This is a genomic window from Halobellus rufus, assembly GCF_000739575.1.
Classification (GTDB): Archaea; Halobacteriota; Halobacteria; order Halobacteriales; family Haloferacaceae; genus Haloquadratum; species Haloquadratum rufum.
The window spans coordinates 1-19034 of sequence record NZ_BBJO01000022.1; the positions used below are offsets into that span (position 1 = coordinate 1).

18 protein-coding genes and 1 pseudogene are annotated in these 19034 nt (G+C 55.4%); 7 read left to right on the forward strand and 12 right to left on the reverse strand.

The genetic code is table 11. The features are described 5' to 3' along the window. Positions 1–85: 85 nt before the first annotated feature. Both ACP99_RS21400 and ACP99_RS09705 read right to left on the reverse strand, forming a co-directional pair. Positions 86–781, reverse strand: coding sequence for a nucleotidyltransferase family protein (locus ACP99_RS21400; RefSeq protein WP_049986417.1), 696 nt, complete (start codon positions 779–781; stop codon positions 86–88). Continuing rightward, positions 778–1452, reverse strand: a complete 675-nt coding sequence (locus tag ACP99_RS09705) for a helix-turn-helix domain-containing protein (RefSeq protein WP_049986418.1) — start codon at positions 1450–1452, stop codon at positions 778–780. Before ACP99_RS09705 ends, ACP99_RS21400 begins: the two co-directional genes overlap by 4 nt. A gap of 423 nt (positions 1453–1875) precedes the next feature. Between ACP99_RS09705 and ACP99_RS09710 the strand changes: the two genes are divergently transcribed. From ACP99_RS09710 to ACP99_RS09725, 4 genes are all read left to right on the forward strand, one after another. Further along, positions 1876–2694, forward strand: coding sequence for a ParA family protein (locus tag ACP99_RS09710; RefSeq protein WP_049986419.1), 819 nt, complete (start codon positions 1876–1878; stop codon positions 2692–2694). Further along, on the forward strand, positions 2691–3098 hold the full coding sequence (locus tag ACP99_RS09715; RefSeq protein ID WP_049986420.1) for a hypothetical protein: 408 nt from the start codon (positions 2691–2693) through the stop codon (positions 3096–3098). Before ACP99_RS09710 ends, ACP99_RS09715 begins: the two co-directional genes overlap by 4 nt. A gap of 159 nt (positions 3099–3257) precedes the next feature. Next, entirely contained in the window at positions 3258–3629 is a 372-nt protein-coding gene (locus ACP99_RS09720; protein ID WP_049986421.1) for a MarR family transcriptional regulator, read from the forward strand. Then, positions 3626–3976, forward strand: coding sequence for a type II toxin-antitoxin system PemK/MazF family toxin (locus tag ACP99_RS09725; RefSeq protein WP_049986422.1), 351 nt, complete (start codon positions 3626–3628; stop codon positions 3974–3976). Before ACP99_RS09720 ends, ACP99_RS09725 begins: the two co-directional genes overlap by 4 nt. A gap of 69 nt (positions 3977–4045) precedes the next feature. On the opposite strand, the gene ACP99_RS09730 is transcribed toward ACP99_RS09725, so the two are convergent. Continuing rightward, positions 4046–4357: a DUF7344 domain-containing protein gene (locus ACP99_RS09730; protein WP_049986479.1), complete on the reverse strand. Its 312-nt coding sequence runs from the start codon at positions 4355–4357 to the stop codon at positions 4046–4048. A 320-nt stretch (positions 4358–4677) separates the two neighbouring features. After that, positions 4678–6477 (reverse strand): CocE/NonD family hydrolase, encoded by a 1800-nt coding sequence (locus ACP99_RS19180; RefSeq protein ID WP_197052422.1) that lies wholly within the window; start codon positions 6475–6477, stop codon positions 4678–4680. Positions 6478–6657: 180 nt separating this feature from the next. Here ACP99_RS19180 and ACP99_RS09735 point away from each other — a divergent pair, with 180 nt between their 5' ends. Both ACP99_RS09735 and ACP99_RS09740 read left to right on the forward strand, forming a co-directional pair. Beyond that, positions 6658–7746, forward strand: coding sequence for a PEP/pyruvate-binding domain-containing protein (locus tag ACP99_RS09735; protein ID WP_049986423.1), 1089 nt, complete (start codon positions 6658–6660; stop codon positions 7744–7746). 57 nt (positions 7747–7803) lie between these two features. Then, entirely contained in the window at positions 7804–8526 is a 723-nt protein-coding gene (locus tag ACP99_RS09740) for a metallophosphoesterase family protein (protein ID WP_049986424.1), read from the forward strand. A gap of 76 nt (positions 8527–8602) precedes the next feature. On the opposite strand, the gene ACP99_RS09745 is transcribed toward ACP99_RS09740, so the two are convergent. From ACP99_RS09745 to ACP99_RS09765, 7 genes and pseudogenes are all read right to left on the reverse strand, one after another. Next, a complete protein-coding gene (locus tag ACP99_RS09745; RefSeq protein WP_081927383.1) occupies positions 8603–10489 on the reverse strand; it encodes a PEP-utilizing enzyme in 1887 nt (628 codons plus the stop codon). Positions 10490–10720: 231 nt separating this feature from the next. Further along, entirely contained in the window at positions 10721–12040 is a 1320-nt protein-coding gene (locus ACP99_RS09750; RefSeq protein ID WP_197052423.1) for an aminomethyltransferase family protein, read from the reverse strand. A 188-nt stretch (positions 12041–12228) separates the two neighbouring features. Continuing rightward, positions 12229–13779 carry a CocE/NonD family hydrolase gene (locus tag ACP99_RS09755; RefSeq protein ID WP_081927387.1) on the reverse strand — a complete coding sequence of 517 codons (1551 nt, stop codon included), beginning with the start codon at positions 13777–13779 and terminating at the stop codon, positions 12229–12231. Next, complete coding sequence (locus ACP99_RS09760) at positions 13766–14401, reverse strand: IS6 family transposase (RefSeq protein WP_049986427.1); 636 nt, start codon at positions 14399–14401, stop codon at positions 13766–13768. The genes ACP99_RS09755 and ACP99_RS09760 overlap by 14 nt, the downstream gene beginning before the upstream one ends. A gap of 41 nt (positions 14402–14442) precedes the next feature. Further along, entirely contained in the window at positions 14443–14649 is a 207-nt protein-coding gene (locus ACP99_RS20515) for a hypothetical protein (RefSeq protein WP_231554268.1), read from the reverse strand. Positions 14650–14679: 30 nt separating this feature from the next. Beyond that, positions 14680–14871, reverse strand: a pseudogene (locus ACP99_RS21530) (twin-arginine translocation signal domain-containing protein); the annotation flags it as partial. Between the two features lie 70 nt (positions 14872–14941). Next, positions 14942–16840, reverse strand: coding sequence for a PEP-utilizing enzyme (locus tag ACP99_RS09765; protein ID WP_081927389.1), 1899 nt, complete (start codon positions 16838–16840; stop codon positions 14942–14944). 105 nt (positions 16841–16945) lie between these two features. Between ACP99_RS09765 and ACP99_RS09770 the strand changes: the two genes are divergently transcribed. Next, a complete protein-coding gene (locus ACP99_RS09770; RefSeq protein WP_156105647.1) occupies positions 16946–17851 on the forward strand; it encodes a dihydrodipicolinate synthase family protein in 906 nt (301 codons plus the stop codon). 82 nt (positions 17852–17933) lie between these two features. Here the strand turns inward: ACP99_RS09770 and ACP99_RS09775 are convergent, their stop codons facing one another. After that, positions 17934–18995 (reverse strand): VOC family protein, encoded by a 1062-nt coding sequence (locus ACP99_RS09775; protein WP_197052425.1) that lies wholly within the window; start codon positions 18993–18995, stop codon positions 17934–17936. Positions 18996–19034: the final 39 nt, after the last annotated feature.

Consider the following 19034-nt stretch of genomic DNA (forward strand, 5'->3'; position numbering starts at 1 on the left):
ACACCGCCCCTCCAATTTTTTGACTGACTGCAAGCACCGCTGAAGGGCCCTATCTTCACTTCCGAGCAAGGGGGTCCCGACCGCTTCAGCTCAGGTGGTCAATCTGTGCGGACAGATACTCTTGAAGAGTGGTGACCGTCTCTTCTGAGACAGCTGAAGCCCCGAAGTCACTCCGATACCCGTGCTTGAGTTCGTCGCTCTCTGTGATCTCCAGTCCACGCTCCAGCTGCTCCCGTAGCGCATCGTCGTCCCCTCGCCGAAGGTGAGGCGTGACAGTGTCGAGATCGATTTCTTCTGCCACTGCCAGGACGTCCCGAAGGTCCGTTTCGCGACCGCTGTGGAGCTTTGCCGCGACGAGGACTGCCCCATCGATGACTCTAGCCGTCGTCGTCACTGTGCCCCCGCTCACCTCCTGTTGGTGGCTGTGGTCGTACAGGTAGTCGAACGACCACTGTGCCTCCGTCTGGCGACACCCGAGTCCGTTTACCAGGAGATCGAAGCCGATCGGCTGCTGCGGTGTGAGCCGCTTCTCGTACTCGATTACTTCGGTGTCGTAGAACCATTTCTTGGCGTGACTGTCCGTTTCCTCGAAGTCCCGACGTTCGAGGAATTGGACGAACTCGGCCTTGGAGTCCGGCGCGACGACGATATCGAGGTCCGTGGAGAAGCGAGCATTGAACGCTGAGACAGCGTAACCGCCGACAAGGACGTACTCATGGCCCTCTTGGGTGAGTTCCTCGAGCAGTTCGATGAGCGCGTCACTTCGGTTGTTGAAGCTTATGGCTGCGCCCGTTCGGTCTCTCGATACGTGACGCCGAGGTCGACGTCCTCGTACATCCGGTCGAGCATCGCCAGCCCCGACTGGAACTGGGCGTAGTTTTCGCGCATATACTCGATTGTCTCTGCTCTCGGGATCACCGGGTACCCTTCGACGTGCTCAATATCGAGTGACACGCGTGGCTCGAGGACGATCTGCAGCGGTCCGTCCAACTCGTCTCGGGGCTGTCGTTCGAATGCGGTCGGGAGGTCGAACCACTCGAAAAATGTCTCCCAGGCGTCGACGTCCTGCTCACGAACAGCGAGGAACAGTGGATAGTCGTTGGGCTCGCGACCGACCTGGTAGCCGCCCTGGGTCCACACGTAGACGGCGTCGATCCGCGTGAACGCGAACGGCCAGTCACTGAACTGTGGGATGACGTACGTTTCCTCGATGGAGGGTGGACTGACGCCGGCGCTGGCAGCGACGAGCTCGAGCGCTGCGTCGTGTACGCGCTCGTCGACTACAGTGAGGCCGTCATCATAGGAAACGTAGCCTGCGTCTTCCAGCCGATTGACGGCCTGTCTCACTGTTTCGTAGGGCGTGTGGAGGTGTTGGGCGACACGGCGGATGGAGTCACCACTCTCGATGGCGAGGATAGTCTGTGCCGCCGTGTCGTCGAGCACCTCATACATCTGGTGGTTACCAATAATCCGGTAACAGTTAAAAGTCTTACTCGACTGGCCGTAAAGCACGATCTCCCCACTTGTTTCGAAGGTAGTCCAGATCCCCACTGAAAACACGCGGAACGACTATAACGAATTCAACGAGCAAAACGAATAGAACGAAAAAAAATGAATGGATTGAACGCATTCTGAGGAACGAACTGGTTGGGGATGAGCTGGCCGGCTTCTACTCGATGAACAGAACGAGTGAAACGAACGTAACGAATAGAACGAATGCATTGATGGTAACGATAGTATTTGCCTCAACGAGCGAAACGAACAATTGGTTTTAACATCGTAGTATTCCTCTCACCGAGTGAAACACCCTCACCGAACCAAACGAACAGAACGACCAAAACGAACGGAATGAACACAACGAGGCAAACGAAAGAAATGACCGACACCAACACCGCACGAATCACCGTGGCGAATCAGAAGGGAGGCGCGGGGAAGACAACCGACGTCATTCATACTGGCGGCGCACTCGCTGCCCGAGACCACGACGTCCTCCTGGTCGACATCGACTACCACGGAGGGCTCACCTGCTCGCTTGGCTACAACGATCTGTACTACGATACCGACCGCACAACGCTGTTCGACGTCCTCGACTTCGACCAGATGGAGTCGGTGAACGACATCATCGTCGAGCACGAGGAATTCGACATCCTTCCCGCCAGCGAGAAACTCGCGAACAACAAGAACATCCAGACGCTGCTTGAGGCGCCGAAGAGTCGCGAGCGGTTGGAGATGACTCTCGACGAGCTCGACAAGGACTACGACTACATCATTGTCGACACGCCGCCATCCCTGAACGTCCTCACCGACAACGCCCTGGTCGCGACCGGCAACGTCGTCATCCCCGTCATTCCCGAGAAGCTCAACGCCAACAGCCTCCAGATTTTCGCGAAGCAGCTGAGTTCCCTCGAACAGGCGTACGGAGACATCAATCGGCTCGCCATCGTCTGTAACCGTGTCGAGCAGAACGCCGAGCACCGTGACACCATCGAGGAGATCAAGTCGGCATATTCTCTCCCGGTGTTCGAGATCCCGAAGCGGACCGACCTCTCTCAGTCGATTGGCGAGGGTGTGTCCGTCTTCGGCTTCGGCAAGGAGAACCAGCGCGTCGAGGATGCACGCGATTTGTTCAACGAGATTGCCGACCTGTTTGACGAGACGTTTGAGAAGACCGCACCTGAGGAGGTGGAAGCATGACCGACGGCTGGGGCGATGCTTCCGGCATCGAGGGCAACTACGAAGAGGAGGACGACGAGGCTGATTCCAGCGAAACGAGTGAGGTGAGTGAAACGGTGGAAACCAGTTCATCGACCGAAACGACCGAATCGACTTCAACGAGTGAAACGAACGGAACGAGCAAAACGAAGACGAACATCAAGGACGAGTGGAATGGGCGGACGATCTACATTCCCGACGATGTCCTCGACGAGATGGAGGACACTTACCTCGAGTCCCAGCTGAAGCTCCGCAAGGCGGGCCAGGACGAGTTCAAGAAGAACCGCCACTTCTACCCGCTACTCGTCCAGTTCGGTATCGAGGCGCTCTCTGATGCGGATTCTGAGGAAATTCAAGCTCGGCTTTCGGAACTCGGAGACGAATGACCTCGCGCAGAAAGAGGACCGACAGTAGTTGCGACTGGTCGTCTCAATGCATATAGTTCTCAAACCGCTTTGTGGCTAGAGGTGAAGTATCCCCTTCGGTATTTTCGTGTCTTTCACACCTAACACTCTTCACAGTGGAAGTCGTATCTCTGTTCAACGATGTCCATCGACCGAGATACCTTCGAAAACACGAGCGAGGGGGAACTCGCCGATCTTTCCGTCCCTGATCAAGTCCTGGGATTTCTCGCTATCAACGAGGATCGGGCGTTCAAGGCCCGCGAAATCGCCTCTCAGATCGACATTGACGAGGGCGCAGTCAGTACCGCACTCTCGCGGCTGAAAGATCGCGGCCTCGTTGAACACAAGGCGACATACTGGGCAATAACCGACGATACTGATCGACTTGAAGGATACAGTGGCTACGAGCGAGCGACTGCCCTGTTCAACGAACAGTTCGGCAAGGAGGATAAAGAGTCTTGGCGGGAGCACGCGCCCGGCGAACCACATCCGAGTGTGGAGAACGAACAGTGACCGATGGCGAGACACCAATTTTCGAACGTGGCGATGTCGTCTACGGCGATGACCCGTTCAAAGGTGAAGAGGACACTCGGCCCTGGCTCATTCTTTCGAATCACCAGGGACGTCTGTTCTACGGCGAGCAGTATATCGCAGTAACACTAACGTCGAAGTCTTGGATGGATGGTCTCATCGCCATTCCTGAGGAGAGCTGGCTTCGTGGCGGGACACCGGACGAGAGTTGGATCGTCCCGTGGGGTATCCAATCCGTTGACCACGAGGATATTGACTTCTGGCAAGGCCGTCTTGACAGCGATCTTGTTGACCAAGCGGTGGCTGCCCTCATCAAAGAACTACAATAGCTTCTCAGAGATTTCGTTCAACTAGCGATTTGGTAAATGGCTGTTAGATAGAGCACGCAGACTGAGCAATCACAGCCAGTCATTGGGAAACTCGTCGGCAGAGTTTCGCACCGCCTCAAGGAGCGGACGGATTTCGTCGAACTTCGGCCCTTTTGCCACTTCGTCAGTATCTCGGTTCAAGCGGATGAGTCCCGCTTCTTTCAATTGAGGCAGATGCGAGTGGTAGAATTCTGTCTGAAGGACCTCTAACGGCTTTTCTCCCTCATAAACGTCCTCTGGTACGGTTACGGTTACATCATTCCGCTGTGGGTTGTGGTCAAGTAAGGCGACGAGTAGTCTGCGACGGTGAATATTCGCCAACGCCTCGAAATACTCGTCCATCGCAGGCATCAATTCAACTTATTAACATATATATGAGGTGTCTCTGTTGAACGATAGACGTACTACCACCCATACGCTCCGCAGAAGTTAAGACTGGCCGTCTCAATGTATACGGTTCTCAAACCGCTTTGTGGCTAGAGATGAAGTATCTCCTTCGATATTTTCGTGTCTTTCACTCCTAACACTCTTCACAGTAGAAGTCGTATCTCTGTTTAACGATATCCATCGACCGAGATACCTTCGAAAACACGAGCGAGGGGGGACTCGCCCTCGAATGTTGTTTAGAGCCCAAGGTTCTATCCATACAACTTGACGTCGCTTCAGTTATTGCCCGGATTTTCTGGCGGCCCTCTCCCGGGATTATCAGTCGTATGACCTCTTCCAGGTGTGTCTGATGGTATCTCAGGGATTACGAGATGAGAGGGAGTATTACCTCCAGTGTGAATCGTATGCTCCCCCTCATTGATTGTTTCCCAGGCGTACGGAGTTTGGCCTGGTTCTCTTGCGGGGTATTGGACTTCCAGATCCTCTTTGCCAAGGTACGTGCCCGAGATCTCTAACTGGAGTGTCTCACCTTCGCTGTAATGGGTGGATGAAGGTCGGATCGGTATATGACACTCCACCATTTCACCAGGATCTACTTCTCTGGGTTCAGCCTCGTAATCAAGGTACGGTTCCCAGATGGTGGACTTCTCTTCGTTCAGCTTTCTACGAGAGAGTCGTAACCATCCGAGGGCGACCGGATACTGCAATGGAGCCCCATAACCAGTGAATTTTACTTCCTCACCATCGGTATCGAATTTCCGGATTGTGACGAAGAGATCGCCATCAGGGGCGTCTTCAGGCGTCACCCACAGTTTAAGACTCTGATATCCAATCAGCGAAGTGTCTTCTTCGAAGGTGAAATCGAAGATCACGCTATCCTGTTCTGTCGAATCGTAACTGATCGAACTCTGACTGTTGGTTGGATCGTCACCCAGTCGGGCATCTCCAGCATCCAGGTAGAGTTTCTTGTACTCCGTTCGAGGAATGGGGAAGTCTTCCTCTTGACTTACAGTCCAGTTTTGTAGAGTCTCACGCGTTTCTATCCTCACCGGTGGGACATTTAGAATTCTATCGTCTGTGCCTTTCAAGAAATGGTCAAAGAACATTTTGCGAAATACCTGGGCTTCCGACTGATAGAATGTCGCCCATTTACCTCGGCCGTGAGTGAACAACCACTTCTGGTCCGACGAGATGTTACGGAATGCCCTCATATCGCGGCGAGTAAACACCCCCTGACTTGACCACGTACCGCAGACAAGGGCGGGTGTTGAAACACCGGCGAAATATTCATCCTCCTTTTTTTCCATTGGCTCCGGGGGATTCTCAGCCTCCGGAGCCCCCCAAGCTGGATTGCTGGGGGCAGGGAAGGTACCCGTGATATCAGGTGAGGTTTGCGGACCTACCCCCTCGTGGGTCGGGTAGTCAGTGAACGGACCACCTTCCCACGGACAAATAGCCTCCAGGTGTGGTGGATTCAGGTTGGCAGCATAGTATTGCGATGTCGATAAAATTGAAACACCACTCAGGCCCACGTTTCCGTTACTCCAGTCCTGCTGTGCAGCCCACTCGATTGCATCGTACATATCCCGTCCCCAGGAAGAAAAGCCGGTAAATGTTCCCGGGGATCGACCAAACCCACGCGGATCGACAACGATGACGACGTACCCAGATGGTACCCAATATTCTGGGTTCTCAGCTTCAAATGTACAAGCCCCCGTGATCGGCGGGCCCCACGGTTCGTACGCGACTCCATCACCAGGCCAAGGGATCCCGAATTCATCCTCACCCTCCGTCCAGTAGATATCCTTGCCATATGCAGTAAACGCTAGCAGTACCGGATATTCTCCGGAGTCTTCTGGCCGGTGAATATTTGCTGCAAGTTCTAGATCGTCCCGCATAGGAATAGCTACGTCTGTTTCACTCACGATCGAATGGGCTACCCCATCCTCCCGATATTCCCATACTTGCTCAACGTCCGGGTCGGTAGGGTCGCCTTGGTTTGATGCAACCACTGTGCTGCTCCCTAATGAGGGGACGAGCGCTGCACCGATACCGATACCTCCAGCTTTGAGCATCTCCCTCCGTGAGGGAGAAACTCCATTGCTATGGTTAGACATAGCAATATAATTATTAATTGAAATACACTTCAATCCATCGGTTACTCAAGTAACGGACCCCGCGATCCCACGCAGGTTGACGTCCATATAGTCTGTACCACCAAAACGTTCATTATCTATAGACTAGTATGTTACCCTATGCCTCACTGTATCCGATTCAATGATGAGGATTGTCACTCTGAGGCCGTCGACTTAGTGGGTGGCAAAAACGCATCCCTCGGCGAACTCAGAGCCGCAGGCGTCCGTGTTCCTCCAGGCTTCGCCGTAACGACCGACTTTTATACTCGATTTCTCGCAAGTGCCGGCTTGGAGGACATAATTCAGGACGAATTGAACGCCAGCGACCTCACAGACGCTGCTGCGGCAGAAGATGCCGGTGAGGACATTCGGTCAGCCATCAAATCGGAGCCGTTCCCGGAGGACCTAGACGAAGCGCTTGAAGTTGCGTGGAATAAATTAGAGGAAGCTGTCGACGGTCAATCCCTTGAGGTTGCCGTACGATCTAGTGCGACCGCCGAGGATCTGCCGGATGCAAGTTTTGCCGGACAACAGGACACATATCTCCACGTTAGCGGATTCGAAGACGTCAAAGAACGTGTACGCGACTGCATAGCGAGCTTGTTTACGGCAAGGGCGATTTCGTACCGCGAGGAAAACGGCTTCGATCACGACATCGTCCAGATTAGTGTCGGCATTCAAAAGATGGTGGACGCGCGGGCGTCGGGCGTAATGTTTACTGTAAACCCCGCAAACGGAGACCGGTCGAAGGTTCGGATCGAATCGAACTGGGGACTCGGGGAATCCGTCGTTGCCGGGGAAGTCACCCCCGATAGTTTTCTGGTCGACAAACCGCCTGGAATTGTCGTCGAGCGAAATATCTCGACGAAGCAGGTGATGACGAAGAAGACTGACTCTGAAGTGGAGAACGTCCCGGTCCCCGAAGCAAAGCGCGAGGAAGCGAGTATCTCGAACGCTGAAATCGAACGGTTGAACGAATATGCGAAGAAAATCGAGAAGCACTATGGACAGCCCCAGGACATTGAGTGGGCAATCGAAGGCGGTCTCGACGACGATTCCACGATTTACATCCTTCAGAGTCGCCCAGAAACGACCTGGAACGACGGTGAGTCTGGAACCGAGAGCTCCGATTCAGAGACAACCGAAGCCACCTCGAATACGACCAACGCTGTCGATCAGATGGTGAACGTTCTCACCGACAGTCAGTAAGCGACACGAACCATCTACTACGCAAATTTCATATTACCTTCCTCAATAACGATTACTATGAAAATTGGTCTAATAAGCGACGTCCACGCGAATCTCCCCGCGCTAGAGGCAGTTCTAGATGCTGCTCCCGAGATCGATGTCTGGATTCATGCCGGGGATATCGTCGGCTATGGACCGTGGCCATCAGAGACGATCTCGGTCTTCCAGAAGGAAGGCATCGTATCCATTCAGGGAAACCACGATCGGGCCGCGATTGGCGATTTCCACGATGGATTCGTGGGAATCCCGAGACTGATGGCAGAATGGACCGCGTCCCAACTGTCCGACGAAGAATGCCAGTATCTCGAATCGCTGCCGGTAGAAACCAATTACGCGGACGGCCAGATACACGTCGTTCACGGTGCTCCTGACGCACCAAACAGGCGCCTGACACTGGATGACATCGAACCATCACTACTTGATGGTGGGGATGTTCTCGTCTTGGGCCATACCCACGACCAGATCGTACGCGAGTTCGACGCCGGCACCGTTGTGAACCCCGGGAGTGTCGGTCAACCGCGTGATGGCGACTGGCGGTCCGCATTCGCCATTTTATCCCTCGATACGATGGACGTGGAAACACACCGAATACCGTATCCTTACGAGCGCGTCCAGGAGACGGCCCGGTCGTACGGTTTCCCAGACCCGATCGTTACTGCGTACGAACGAGGGAGCATCTCTTCCTCTGAACTCGCTAGCTGGACTGAGGACGTGGACCCGCAGGATCTCGGCCTGGACTGACCGACCGAGTTCGTTCCGATCTCTGGTTCGGCATTAACCGCTTCCGGCGTGAAGAACGGAGAAATAGACAATGAGGCTAGTCCGCCCGCTCTACGATTTCGACAGTTCCCTCTTCGCCATCGACACGGATACGATCGCCAGTTTCGATTTCGGACGTTGCTGCACCCGTTCCAGTAACAGCGGGCACGCCGTACTCTCGACAGACGACCGCAGCGTGGCTGGTGATGCCGCCGTCGTCAGTAACGGCGGCGTTGATACGCGGGAAGACGGGAGCCCACGCTGGGTTGGTGTAGTGAGCGACGAGGATTTCTCCGTCTTCGAGTTTATCGAGTTCCTCTGTACTTGACAGCACGCGGGCGTTCCCCTCGACGACACCCGACGAGGATCCGAACCCGTCAAGGGAGTCCCGCGGCCCTTCCTGCGATTCCGCCTTCAGTTCGTTGTACACTCTGTCTGTCGTGATCCCCCAACTCATAATGAGGGTTGGATCGGTGATCTGTTCCGGCGGCTCACCTAGGAACGATGGTGGCGTCCATTCCTGCGCCGCTTCTAGGATTTCTCGCCGTTTTTCAGCCATCTTCTTCCACTTCGTTGGGGTGAATCCGTCCGGACCGAGCGCCCACGTTTCACAGACCTCTTCCAGGAGTTCTGCCACCTCGAACTTGGTGAACATAAAGATGTCATCGGGTTCTTCGATGAGCCCTTCATTTGCGGCGAGTTGGCCGAACTCCCGCATCTTGGCGAAGATCTCCGTTCCGAGCCAATGTTCGATCCAGAATTGATGATCCTCAGCATACTCATAAATGCTGAGGCAGGTTTCGAGCGCCTGGTTGAACTGTTGGAGTTCCTCCTCGGAGTCGCAGTAGGTCCGGTACTCGTCGATCAATTCGTTCCGCTCCTCGCGTAGTTTTTCGAAGTCGCGGCCGACGTCCTTGCCTTCCTCAAGGCGTTGAACCTTAGCTCGAAGGTGTTCGAACGGTGCGACCAGGTCATCGATCCACGACCCGTCCTTGTGGCTTAGGCCGTCCCCGTAGGAGAGATGGAACCAGGGGTCTTTGGCCTCATTGAATGCTTCCACGAACTCCCGACCATTCTCGGATTCCTCCAACCGCGATAGTTTCGCCTCGGGTTCGAGATCCGATTTCAGCACGGACACCACGTCGTCTCCAAGTTCTACTGCCAGTTCCGCGAGGTCGTTCAGTTCTTCGTCGGGGCGAATGAGATCCGGTTCGAACCCGGATACCATCTTACCGATGGTGTCTTCGGAGATTCCGGGGAATAAGTTCTCGCAGGTCTCCCGAAACGTCAAATACGCTAGGAAAGACAGATGGAGGAACTCGAAGTGGCGCTGATACCCCTCGAACACCAGTTCGGTCAACCGGTTGTAGTTCTCGACGATAGCGAGGGTGTCCTGACTCTGCCCTTTTGCTTGAATGACGGTTTCCTCGGGTACGTACCTCGGGAGCTCCTCGGGGACGTGGAGGTCACGGATTTCGTGACCTAGCTCTCTGACCGCTGGCTTCCAGACGCCTTTCGCTAGTCCGTCGTAATTCTCGTAGACGTATTCGCTCCGTTCGGCGAAGATCTGTTGACGCTCTTCAAGGAGTTCCGGATCGTCGCACTCGATCGCTGCCCAGAACATATACCCACCTAGTACCCGAATTTCGATCGACATCGCCGGTGGGACGGCGAATACTCGACTCGGATTCTGTCCCATTGTCATCTGCCACGCTTCCGCATTGACGGCCATATCCCACGGGGCAACTGGTTCGTTGCAGTGCGTCTTATCCCAGAACCAGAAGAACTCGTGTTCGTAGTCCGATCGTTCTTCCGTTCGATCGAATTGGAAGTAATCTGGGAAGAGGTCTTCCCATCCCTCCAGTTCCTCCGGTATCTCCACTTCGTCCGGCCATTTAAATCGCTCGCGGTCTTCGGTGTCTCCACCTGTGACATTCGATGCCATAGTACACCAGTATGTGAATAATGATAGAAGATTATAAATTTAGTATAATACAGATTTCATCTTCGAGGGCGCTGTGTAAAGAAACGTATAAACGAAAAATGCTCCATTGGCCTCTCGAAGCGTCGAATATAGGAAAATAGATGGACGAAGAGGTGGCCGAGTCGGAGAAATACTCGGCCAATTAGATAGGACTACTTACCGTTCGGCCGTTCCGACCTGTCTACGATAACATCATAGGTCTCGCCGACCGCCTTGAACGTACGGCGCGGGAGCGACCGTGGCGCGGACTTCTTTCTCGACGTGACGCTCTACCTTCCGCTTCTTCGAGTTCTCCTCGCCCCAGGTGATCGTCACCTCGGTCCCAGGCTCTGCGTGCTCGGTATCGATGAGCCCGACTGCCAGCATCTCGCGCTCGTTGTAGAGGTAGCCTTGCCAGTTCGTCACGCCGACGAGCTCGCCATCCTTTTCGACTCGGTCGTAGTGGGCCTTCGACCAGTGCCGAACGTTGTCCGGCATATCGATGAACTTGTACGTCTCGCCCTCCCGGAAGAGCGACGCATAGATGTCGATGACGTCCTCCTCGTTCCAGACGAAGGTGACGCGCTCACGGGTCTGGTTCTCCGCGCGTTCCTTGAGCGCCTCCTTTCCGATGAAGTCCGTGTCGAAATCGACGACGCGGCCGTGACCCCGCTCGAACGGGTCCATATAGTACTCCGAGATATCGTCGGGTTGGAAGCTGCCGCCTATCGACATATTCGCCTCGATCTTGTCCATATCGAGCCACTCGCGGTACTCCTTCATTTCGGGGCTGTCGTAGATGGCGGGCACCGGGAACGGAATCCACCCCGATTCGAGCGGCGTCATCTTGTACCCCTTCGAGCCGAGCGCGCGGATGCCGTACTCCTCGCCGGCTTCCATAATAGTCTCCTTGACCTCGTCGTGGATCTCGTAGGGTCCGAAAATCTCGAGACCCGGCGTGCCGCCCATCCCGTGACCGAGCGCGTACACCTCGTGGCCTGCGATCGAGATCATATCCATCTCGAAGAAGCCGATTTCGGGCAGTTCCCCGTCGGTCACCTCTTTCATAATTTTCCGCGCCTCGGGACCCTGCACTTCGAAGCGGAACTGCGGCGGGTCGCCGTCTTCTATCGGACTGTACGGCTTGTCGGCCGTTACGTCGTAGTCGCCCGTCTCGGCGTTGAACTGGATCCAGTGGTTCGCGACCGGGGTGCCGAACGTCACGAACTCCTCCTCGTCGAGGTAGAAGAGGATCAGGTCCCGGACGGAATAGCCCTCTGGCGTGACAACTTCGACGTGTTTCGCCATCGGCGGTTCGCCCTTGCGGAAGTTGTCAAAGCCGTTGACCGTGACCCACTCGTAGAAGTCGATCGAATCGGGTCCCCGGATGTACAACGGTCCCATATGGTAGGACTGGTCGACAATAGAGGCAGTCTCTGCCATCGCCCGCTGCTCCTCGATCCAGTTTGTGAACTCGTCCGGAAAGGAGTACGACTGATCAGGGTGATTCCAGATCGAGTGTTCCAGATCCATATCACGAAACATCTGAGCGATGTTATCAGCATCGCTCACCATCTCCTCAACGTTCTCATACGTCATACTTCATAGGAAAAGTGAGCGGCCGAATACAAATAAATTATGGTGATGAAAACGCGTTCAACCCCATTGGTGACTTCGACAGATAATGATTCCCTCAGATGAGGGAGTCCATTTTCGGAGTCTCAGTCTGATGTCCTGGAGGGAGAACCTCGTCCCTGATTCTCGGACGGGGGGCCTCTACCTGGGACGTCGTCTTCCGGCGGAACCTCAGGAATCACAAGGTAGGAGCCGTAATCTCCTCCTGTGTGAATTGTGTGTTCGCCTTCATTTACTGACTCCCACTCAAACGGGGTCTGTCCCTTCTCTTCCGCAGGATACGTCACTTCCAGTTCCTCCTGTCCAAGGAATGAACCAGAAACCTCCACCTGCAGCGTCTCTCCTTCGCTGAACCAGGTGCCGGAGGGTAGTATTGGTACGTGGCACTCGACGGGATCACCTGGGTCCACTTCGTCCGGGGAGTCGCCGTACGAGAGATACGGCTCCCAGTCGGTGGACTTCTCCTTGTCGAGTTCTCTTTCGGAGAGTCGTAACCATCCGAGTGCGACGGGATAATGTAACGGGGCACCGTATCCGGTGAATTCCACCTCATCACCATCACGATCTAACTTCCGCACGGTGACAAAGAGGTCGGCGTCGCTCGCATCCTCCGGGGTGATCCAAAGTTTCAGACTCTGATAGCCGATCAGCGCAGTATCTTCTTGGAACGTAAACTCGAAGATTCCGCTTTCCGGTTCGGTCGAGTCGTAGCTTACCTCGCTTTCGTCCTCTGGAGCCTCGTCGACCAACTCACCGCCTTCTGCATCGAGGTACAGTCTCCGGTACTCCGTTCGCGGAATCGGAAAGTCGTCTTCGCCGTGCACAGACCAGTTCCGAAGGGTATCACGGACCTCTACTCTGACCGGCGGAACGTCGAGTATCCTGTCGTCGGTACCCTTCAGGAAATGGTCGAAGAACAGTTTCCGGAAGGCTTGCGCCTCCGTCTCGTAGAACGAGGCCCACTTCTCCCGACCGTGGTTATAGAGCCACTTGTGTTCCGAGGAGATCTGTCGGAAGGCCCTGAAGTCGCCACGACCGAAGAGTCCGTGGCTCGACCACGATCCGCAGATAAGCGCCGGTTGTGTGACCTGTTCAAACAGCTCGTCCTCCGTTCTGTCCATGCCCTCTGGAGGATTAGTATCACTCGGCGCATCCCAGGCAGGCTCGTGCGGGGGCGTGAATATCTGGAAGATGGGCGGCGATGTCTGCGGACCGACGCCGCCGTGTCGAACGTATCCGAATGGCGATCCCTCCCACGGGCAGATGGCTTTCAAGTGTGGCGGATCCAGCCGGGTCACGTTGTACTGGTATATGGACAGCGCAGAAACGCCACTTAGTCCCACGTTCCCGTTACTCCACTCTTGCTCTCCGGCCCACTCGATGGCGTCGTACATATCCCGGCCCACCGCTCCTCCTTCGCCCGGTGACCGCCAGCTTCCTCTCGCGTCGACAACCACGACGACGTATCCCTGCGGAACCCAGTAGTTGTGATCCTCCGCTTCGAACGCGCACGATTCCGCGACTGGGGGACTCCACGGTGAATATCCCACGCCGTGTCCCGGCCAGTTGGCAGGGTTCCCGTCGAGATCAGTAAAAATCTCTGGGGCGTCTCCCCGGTCGTGTTTAGTTTGGAGCATTGAACCAGGCGGCAAATGCTTGAAGCCACTTTTCGGCGGTTTGCAGCTCAACGTGGCTGAAACAGTTTGAGAACGAGGACGTTCGACGCTTGAGCTCTCGAAAGATTCGCTCGATGGCATTCCGATTTCCATTCCGTTCAGTTTGAAATCGGAGTGCTGCTCTGGCCAGCGCAGTTTGGAGGTGTTGAGCGCCATCGACCAGAAACACGGCGGATTCGACATCGTGTTTCTGGCGAAGTTCACGTAGGAAGATCTCGGTCAATACAGTCGTTGTCGTTGAAAACAGTCGCAGATGCAGCAGATCGTTTGTGTCGGGATCGGCTGCAGCGTACAGCCAGAATTGCTGATCGTTGATTCGAATCACAGTTTCGTCGACCGCAACGTGATTCGGGCTTCGACCCTCTGTGGGCTGTAGATCAGCCTTTTGGACCCAGTCGTGAATTGCTTTGCGCGATCGCTTGACACCCAACTCTTCGAGGATTGAGACGGTATTCGACAGCGACAGGCCCGCTAACTGCAATTGAATACCAAGTTTCATCGCTCGCTCGGGTGTCCGCTGTCGTTCCACAAAATCCAAATCAATCCAGTCCGTGCGTCCACTGAGGCGGGCGATTTCTGGCATAGATCACCAAGAAATCATCCCGCCTCACTCTTCATCCTTAACTAAACACGACCGTCTCCCCAGTAGATGTCTTTTCCGTACGGGGTAAATCCCATTATTACTGGATATTCACCGGCTTCCTCTGGACGGTACACGTTGGCAGCTAGATCCAGTCCGTTACGCATCGGGACTCGCCCGTCGACTTCTTTCACGATGTTGTAAGCGATCTGTTGTCTTGGGGATCCCCACACTTCACCTTCTTCTCCCATAACCTCGTCGTGTACAGAGGCCGTTGCGCTGCTTCCGAGACATCCCACTAGTGCCGCTCCCACTCCAACACCGGTTGCTTTCAGTACACTACGTCGCGTCGACCGTCTATCAGTGCTATGACTAACTATAGCACACAAAGTGACTATATGAAAGAGTAAAATAATTTCGGGAATGGAAGCAAGTATGTATAATCGGTAATCGGATCGCATCGTCGGGAGCATTTACCCTCGCCATCTACACTATCGCTGATTACCCCGAACAGGAGATCGACGAGGAAGATAGAGGGCCGCTTCAGTTCCGTTCGAGGATCTCTACCGTCCCCTCGTTGCCGTCGACGCGAATGTAGTCCCCGGTTTCGATCTGCTGAGTCGCCTGTCCCGTTCCCGTCACCGCAGGGACTCCGTACTCTCGACAAACGATGGCGGCGTGGCTCGTGATGCCACCGTCGTCGGTGACGGCGCCGGCGATCTGTGGGAAGACAGGGGCCCACGCCGGATTCGTGTAGGGCGCGACGAGGATGTCATCCTCCTCGATTTCGTCCAGTTCCTCCGTGGTGGAGAGGACACGAGCGGTGCCCTCGACCGCCCCTTTCGAGGATGCAAATCCTTCGAGCGAGTCCACTTCCTCGTCTGAACCCTCGAGGTCAAGCCAGTTGTCCACCTTGTCGGTCGTGATCCCCCAGAGCATAATGACCAGAGGATCCGATACTTCCTCCGGAGGGATTCCCATAGCCGGCGGCGGATTCCACTCTCGTGCAGCGTCCATAATTTGCCGTCGCTTCTGCGCTTTCGCCTTCCAGCGCGAGGGGACGTATCCGTCTGGTCCGAGACCCCACGTCTTGCAGAGTTCCTCGAGGAGTTCCTTGACTTGATGTTCGGTGAACAGGAAGATGTCGTCCGGGTCGTCGAGTACATCCTCGTTGACCAGCAGCTGTCCGAACTCCCGCATCTTGTCGAATATCTTCGTAGTCAGCCAGTGCTCAATCCAGAACTGGTGGTCCTCGGTGTACTCGTAGATCTCTTTGCACGTCGCGTAGGCCTGGTCGAACCGTTCACGTTCCTCGTCCGAGTCTAGATAACTCCGATATTCGTCGACGAGTTCCTTGCGTTCGGACTCGACCTGCTCGAAGTTGCGGCCGATCTCTTCACCTGCTTCAAGGCGTTCGATTTTCGTCTGCAGGTGATCGAACGGCGCTTCGAGGTCGTCGATCCACGAGTTGTCGACGCTGTGGTTGCCGTCACCGTAGGAGATGTGGAACCAGGGATCTTTCGCCTCGTCGAACGCTTCCTTGAACTCACGACCGGCCTCCGTCTCGTCCAGACGTGCTAGTTTCTCAGATGGACCGTCGTCCGATTTCAGAACCGTTGTCACGTCGTCGCCGAGCGAGACGGCGAGTTCCGCCAGTTCGGTGAGTTCGAGGTCAGGTCGGAACAGGTCCGGTTGAATCCCCGAAACCATCTTCCCGATGACGTCCTCGGAGATGCCCGGGAAGAACTCTTCGCAGGTCTCCCTGAAGGTGAGGTACGCGAGATACGCGAGATGGAGGTATTCGAAGTGCCGCTGGTAGCCTTCCAGAGCCAAGTCCGTGAGTCGATCGTAGTTGTTGACGATCGCCAGCGTATCCTGGCTTTGTCCCTTCGCCTCGATGATCGTCTCCTCTGGGGCGTATCTCGGTAACTCCTGCGGTACTTCGAGGTCCATTACCTCCCGACCGAGACGTTTGACTTCGGGCTTCCACTTGGCCTCGAACAACCCGTCATAGTTTTCGTAAACGTACTCGCTGCGTTCGGCGAACACTCCACCGCGTTCTTCGAGAAGGTCTTGGTCTTCGACGGGGTGCGCGGTCCAGTAGAGGTACCCGGCAAACGTCCGGATCTCTACGGACATCGCAGGCGGGATCGCGAACACCCGGCTCGGGTTCTGGCCGATGCCGATCTGCCACGCACGTACGAGCGTCGTTAATTCCCAAGGTCGCAGCGGTCTGTTCGAGTGGTTTTTGTCGTAAAACCAGAACTGATCTCGCTCGTAATCAGTGCGATCCTCACTCTGGTTGTAGAGGAAAAATTCCGTGTACATCTCCTCCCATCCGTCAAGTTCCTCCGGAACGTCAACCTCGTCCGCGAAGGGGAACCGTTCACTTCGACCATCGGGTCCCTCTACTGGGGACTCTTGCGTGTCATCAGTTGCCATTGTTTCGACCGATATGTAACGATAGATAAAACTTAAATGTACCGGCGATTTTGCACTGTAACCGACGGAATTGACGTGAGAGCGTGGCGACCCCAAAAGTGATGATTGAATACACTGGATGTAGGTTGTATGTCAGACCCAACAGGCGTCGCGTTCTTTCCGGTTACGACGTTCGACGAGGACGGTGAACTCGACGAGCGTCAGCTCAGAGATCACGTCTCTTCGACGGTGGAACGCGCCGAATTTAGTTGCGTCATTCCGCTCGGGAGCGTGGGCGAGTTCGCGTACCTGACGCTGGCCGAACGCAAGCGCGTCATCGAAGTCGTCGTCGATGAGGTTTCCGACGATATTCCCGTGGTTCCGGGTACGTCGGCGATTCCGACGAGAGAGTCCGTAGACGTGACTATGTTCGCACAGCGCGCCGGAGCACACAGCGTTCTTGTGACGCCGCAGTCGTACTTTCCTCCAACCGAAGAGACCGTCTTCGAATATTATCGCTCTCTCAGCGAGAAAACGGACATTCCGATCTGGGTGTACAACAATCCGAGCACGACGAACATCGATATGGGTACCGATCTCGTATCGCGGCTTCTGGAACTGGAGGGCATCGACTACGTGAAATCGGGAACGGGCGATATGCGGTCGTTCCGAAATCTGCACTGCCGAGTCGGGGACGACGTGCCACTATTCGCTGCCCCACCGAATATGTTCGAGAAGCTCGCGTTCGGTGCACACGGCTGGTCGGGGCCGATCGCCACGATAGATCCGGAGGCATCCGTCGAGATGTTCACCGCCTTTCGGAACGGTGACATCGTAGAGGCCAGAGAGCAGTTTAAACCGTGGCAGCCGCTCCTCGATTTCTTCGATGAGTATCCCTACGTTGCGACTATGAAAGCCATCCTCAACGAACAGGGTCGGGACGTCGGTTATCCCCGGGCACCGGTACAACCCCTTGATGGGGCTCCCCGAGAGAGGCTTCGGACTACCCTAGACGAACTTGACCTTCGCTGAAGCTTCGATATCGTCGACTATTCAGTAAAGCACCGCCGCATATCCTATGAACAAAAGGTCCGAAGCTGAGTTCTCTGAACCGTCAGTCGTCGGCTTCGATTTCTTCGTCCGGCTCTGGGTTCATTCCCTTGTAGCGGTCGCGGAGGTGGTCACACCCTTCTTCGGACCAGTCCTTCTCGTCCGTTGGGACGTAGTCGTACTGGCGGCGGGCGTGCTGTCCGGCCTTTCCACCCCACCAGACGAATCCGTCGGATCCGTCTTCGGGCGTCCAAGTGACCGTCTCCCACTCAGGATCGAAGATTAGATAACCGCCGGCGAAGATTTCGACCTTGTTTCCGGACGGTTCCAGGTAGTAGTTGAAGTGTGCCTGACTGATGCCGTGGCGGGCGGGCCCACCGACGAACTCGATGTCTCGCTCTCGCAGCATATCTGCTGCTCGCTCGAGTTCGCCACGGTAGCCGCCATCCATATAGTACGCGACGTGGTCAATCTTATCGACGACGTTCGCGTCCGGCGGCGGTGTGATAAATGCGACCTCGTGGACGAGTGGACTGACGCTCATCCATGCACCGACCTGATTGCCGTCGGGATCAAGCCCTTGCTCACGGAGATCGAACCCGAGGACGTCCTCGAACCACTCGACGCATTCAGGTACGTTGCTCACGTTGAAATTAACGTGGTCGATACGGCGGAAGCCGGCGCCACGTTCCGGCTTTCTTGCAGGCTGGTTCTTTAGCCGTGCTTTATTTTCATCCTCGACGGTTTCAAACGCCCGGTCAACGTCGTAGACGAGTTCCATATATTCGGGCGTGGCGCCCGGATAATCGAACTTGAGTGCACGCCCTTGTCCGGGCTCCTCACCTGCATCGACCCATTCGGTGTCGTATCCCGACTCTTGGATGCGCTCTTCGAACTCCTCGAAGTCATCTTCATCTTCGAGCATCCACGCGACATGCTTACAGCCCCACGTGTCGCCCTCCCGAATGATCAGCGTGTAATCCTGCCAGTCACCGAAGGCTGCCAGGTAGTAGGCATCGTCCTCCTCATGGCGGACGTACATACCCATTGTGTCGCGGAAGTGTTCGAGCGACGCTTCTAGGTCTGGACAGTACAACTCGGCGTGTGCAATCGTTGCAATCCCCATAATCTCCATTATCTATTCATATATAATAAATCTATGGCC

Excerpts from the sequence above, each read along its gene's own strand:
- ACP99_RS09705 (WP_049986418.1), bottom strand. The coding sequence starts at position 1,452 with ATGTATGAGGTGCTCGACGACACGGCGGCACAGACTATCCTCGCCATC.
- ACP99_RS09710 (WP_049986419.1), top strand. The coding sequence starts at position 1,876 with ATGACCGACACCAACACCGCACGAATCACCGTGGCGAATCAGAAGGGA.
- ACP99_RS09715 (WP_049986420.1), top strand. The coding sequence starts at position 2,691 with ATGACCGACGGCTGGGGCGATGCTTCCGGCATCGAGGGCAACTACGAA.
- ACP99_RS09720 (WP_049986421.1), top strand. The coding sequence starts at position 3,258 with ATGTCCATCGACCGAGATACCTTCGAAAACACGAGCGAGGGGGAACTC.
- ACP99_RS09730 (WP_049986479.1), bottom strand. The coding sequence starts at position 4,357 with ATGGACGAGTATTTCGAGGCGTTGGCGAATATTCACCGTCGCAGACTA.
- ACP99_RS19180 (WP_197052422.1), bottom strand. The coding sequence starts at position 6,477 with ATGCTCAAAGCTGGAGGTATCGGTATCGGTGCAGCGCTCGTCCCCTCA.
- ACP99_RS09735 (WP_049986423.1), top strand. The coding sequence starts at position 6,658 with ATGCCTCACTGTATCCGATTCAATGATGAGGATTGTCACTCTGAGGCC.
- ACP99_RS09740 (WP_049986424.1), top strand. The coding sequence starts at position 7,804 with ATGAAAATTGGTCTAATAAGCGACGTCCACGCGAATCTCCCCGCGCTA.
- ACP99_RS09745 (WP_081927383.1), bottom strand. The coding sequence starts at position 10,489 with ATGGCATCGAATGTCACAGGTGGAGACACCGAAGACCGCGAGCGATTT.
- ACP99_RS09750 (WP_197052423.1), bottom strand. The coding sequence starts at position 12,040 with ATGGATCTGGAACACTCGATCTGGAATCACCCTGATCAGTCGTACTCC.
- ACP99_RS09755 (WP_081927387.1), bottom strand. The coding sequence starts at position 13,779 with ATGCTCCAAACTAAACACGACCGGGGAGACGCCCCAGAGATTTTTACT.
- ACP99_RS09760 (WP_049986427.1), bottom strand. The coding sequence starts at position 14,401 with ATGCCAGAAATCGCCCGCCTCAGTGGACGCACGGACTGGATTGATTTG.
- ACP99_RS20515 (WP_231554268.1), bottom strand. The coding sequence starts at position 14,649 with ATGGGAGAAGAAGGTGAAGTGTGGGGATCCCCAAGACAACAGATCGCT.
- ACP99_RS09765 (WP_081927389.1), bottom strand. The coding sequence starts at position 16,840 with ATGGCAACTGATGACACGCAAGAGTCCCCAGTAGAGGGACCCGATGGT.
- ACP99_RS09775 (WP_197052425.1), bottom strand. The coding sequence starts at position 18,995 with ATGGGGATTGCAACGATTGCACACGCCGAGTTGTACTGTCCAGACCTA.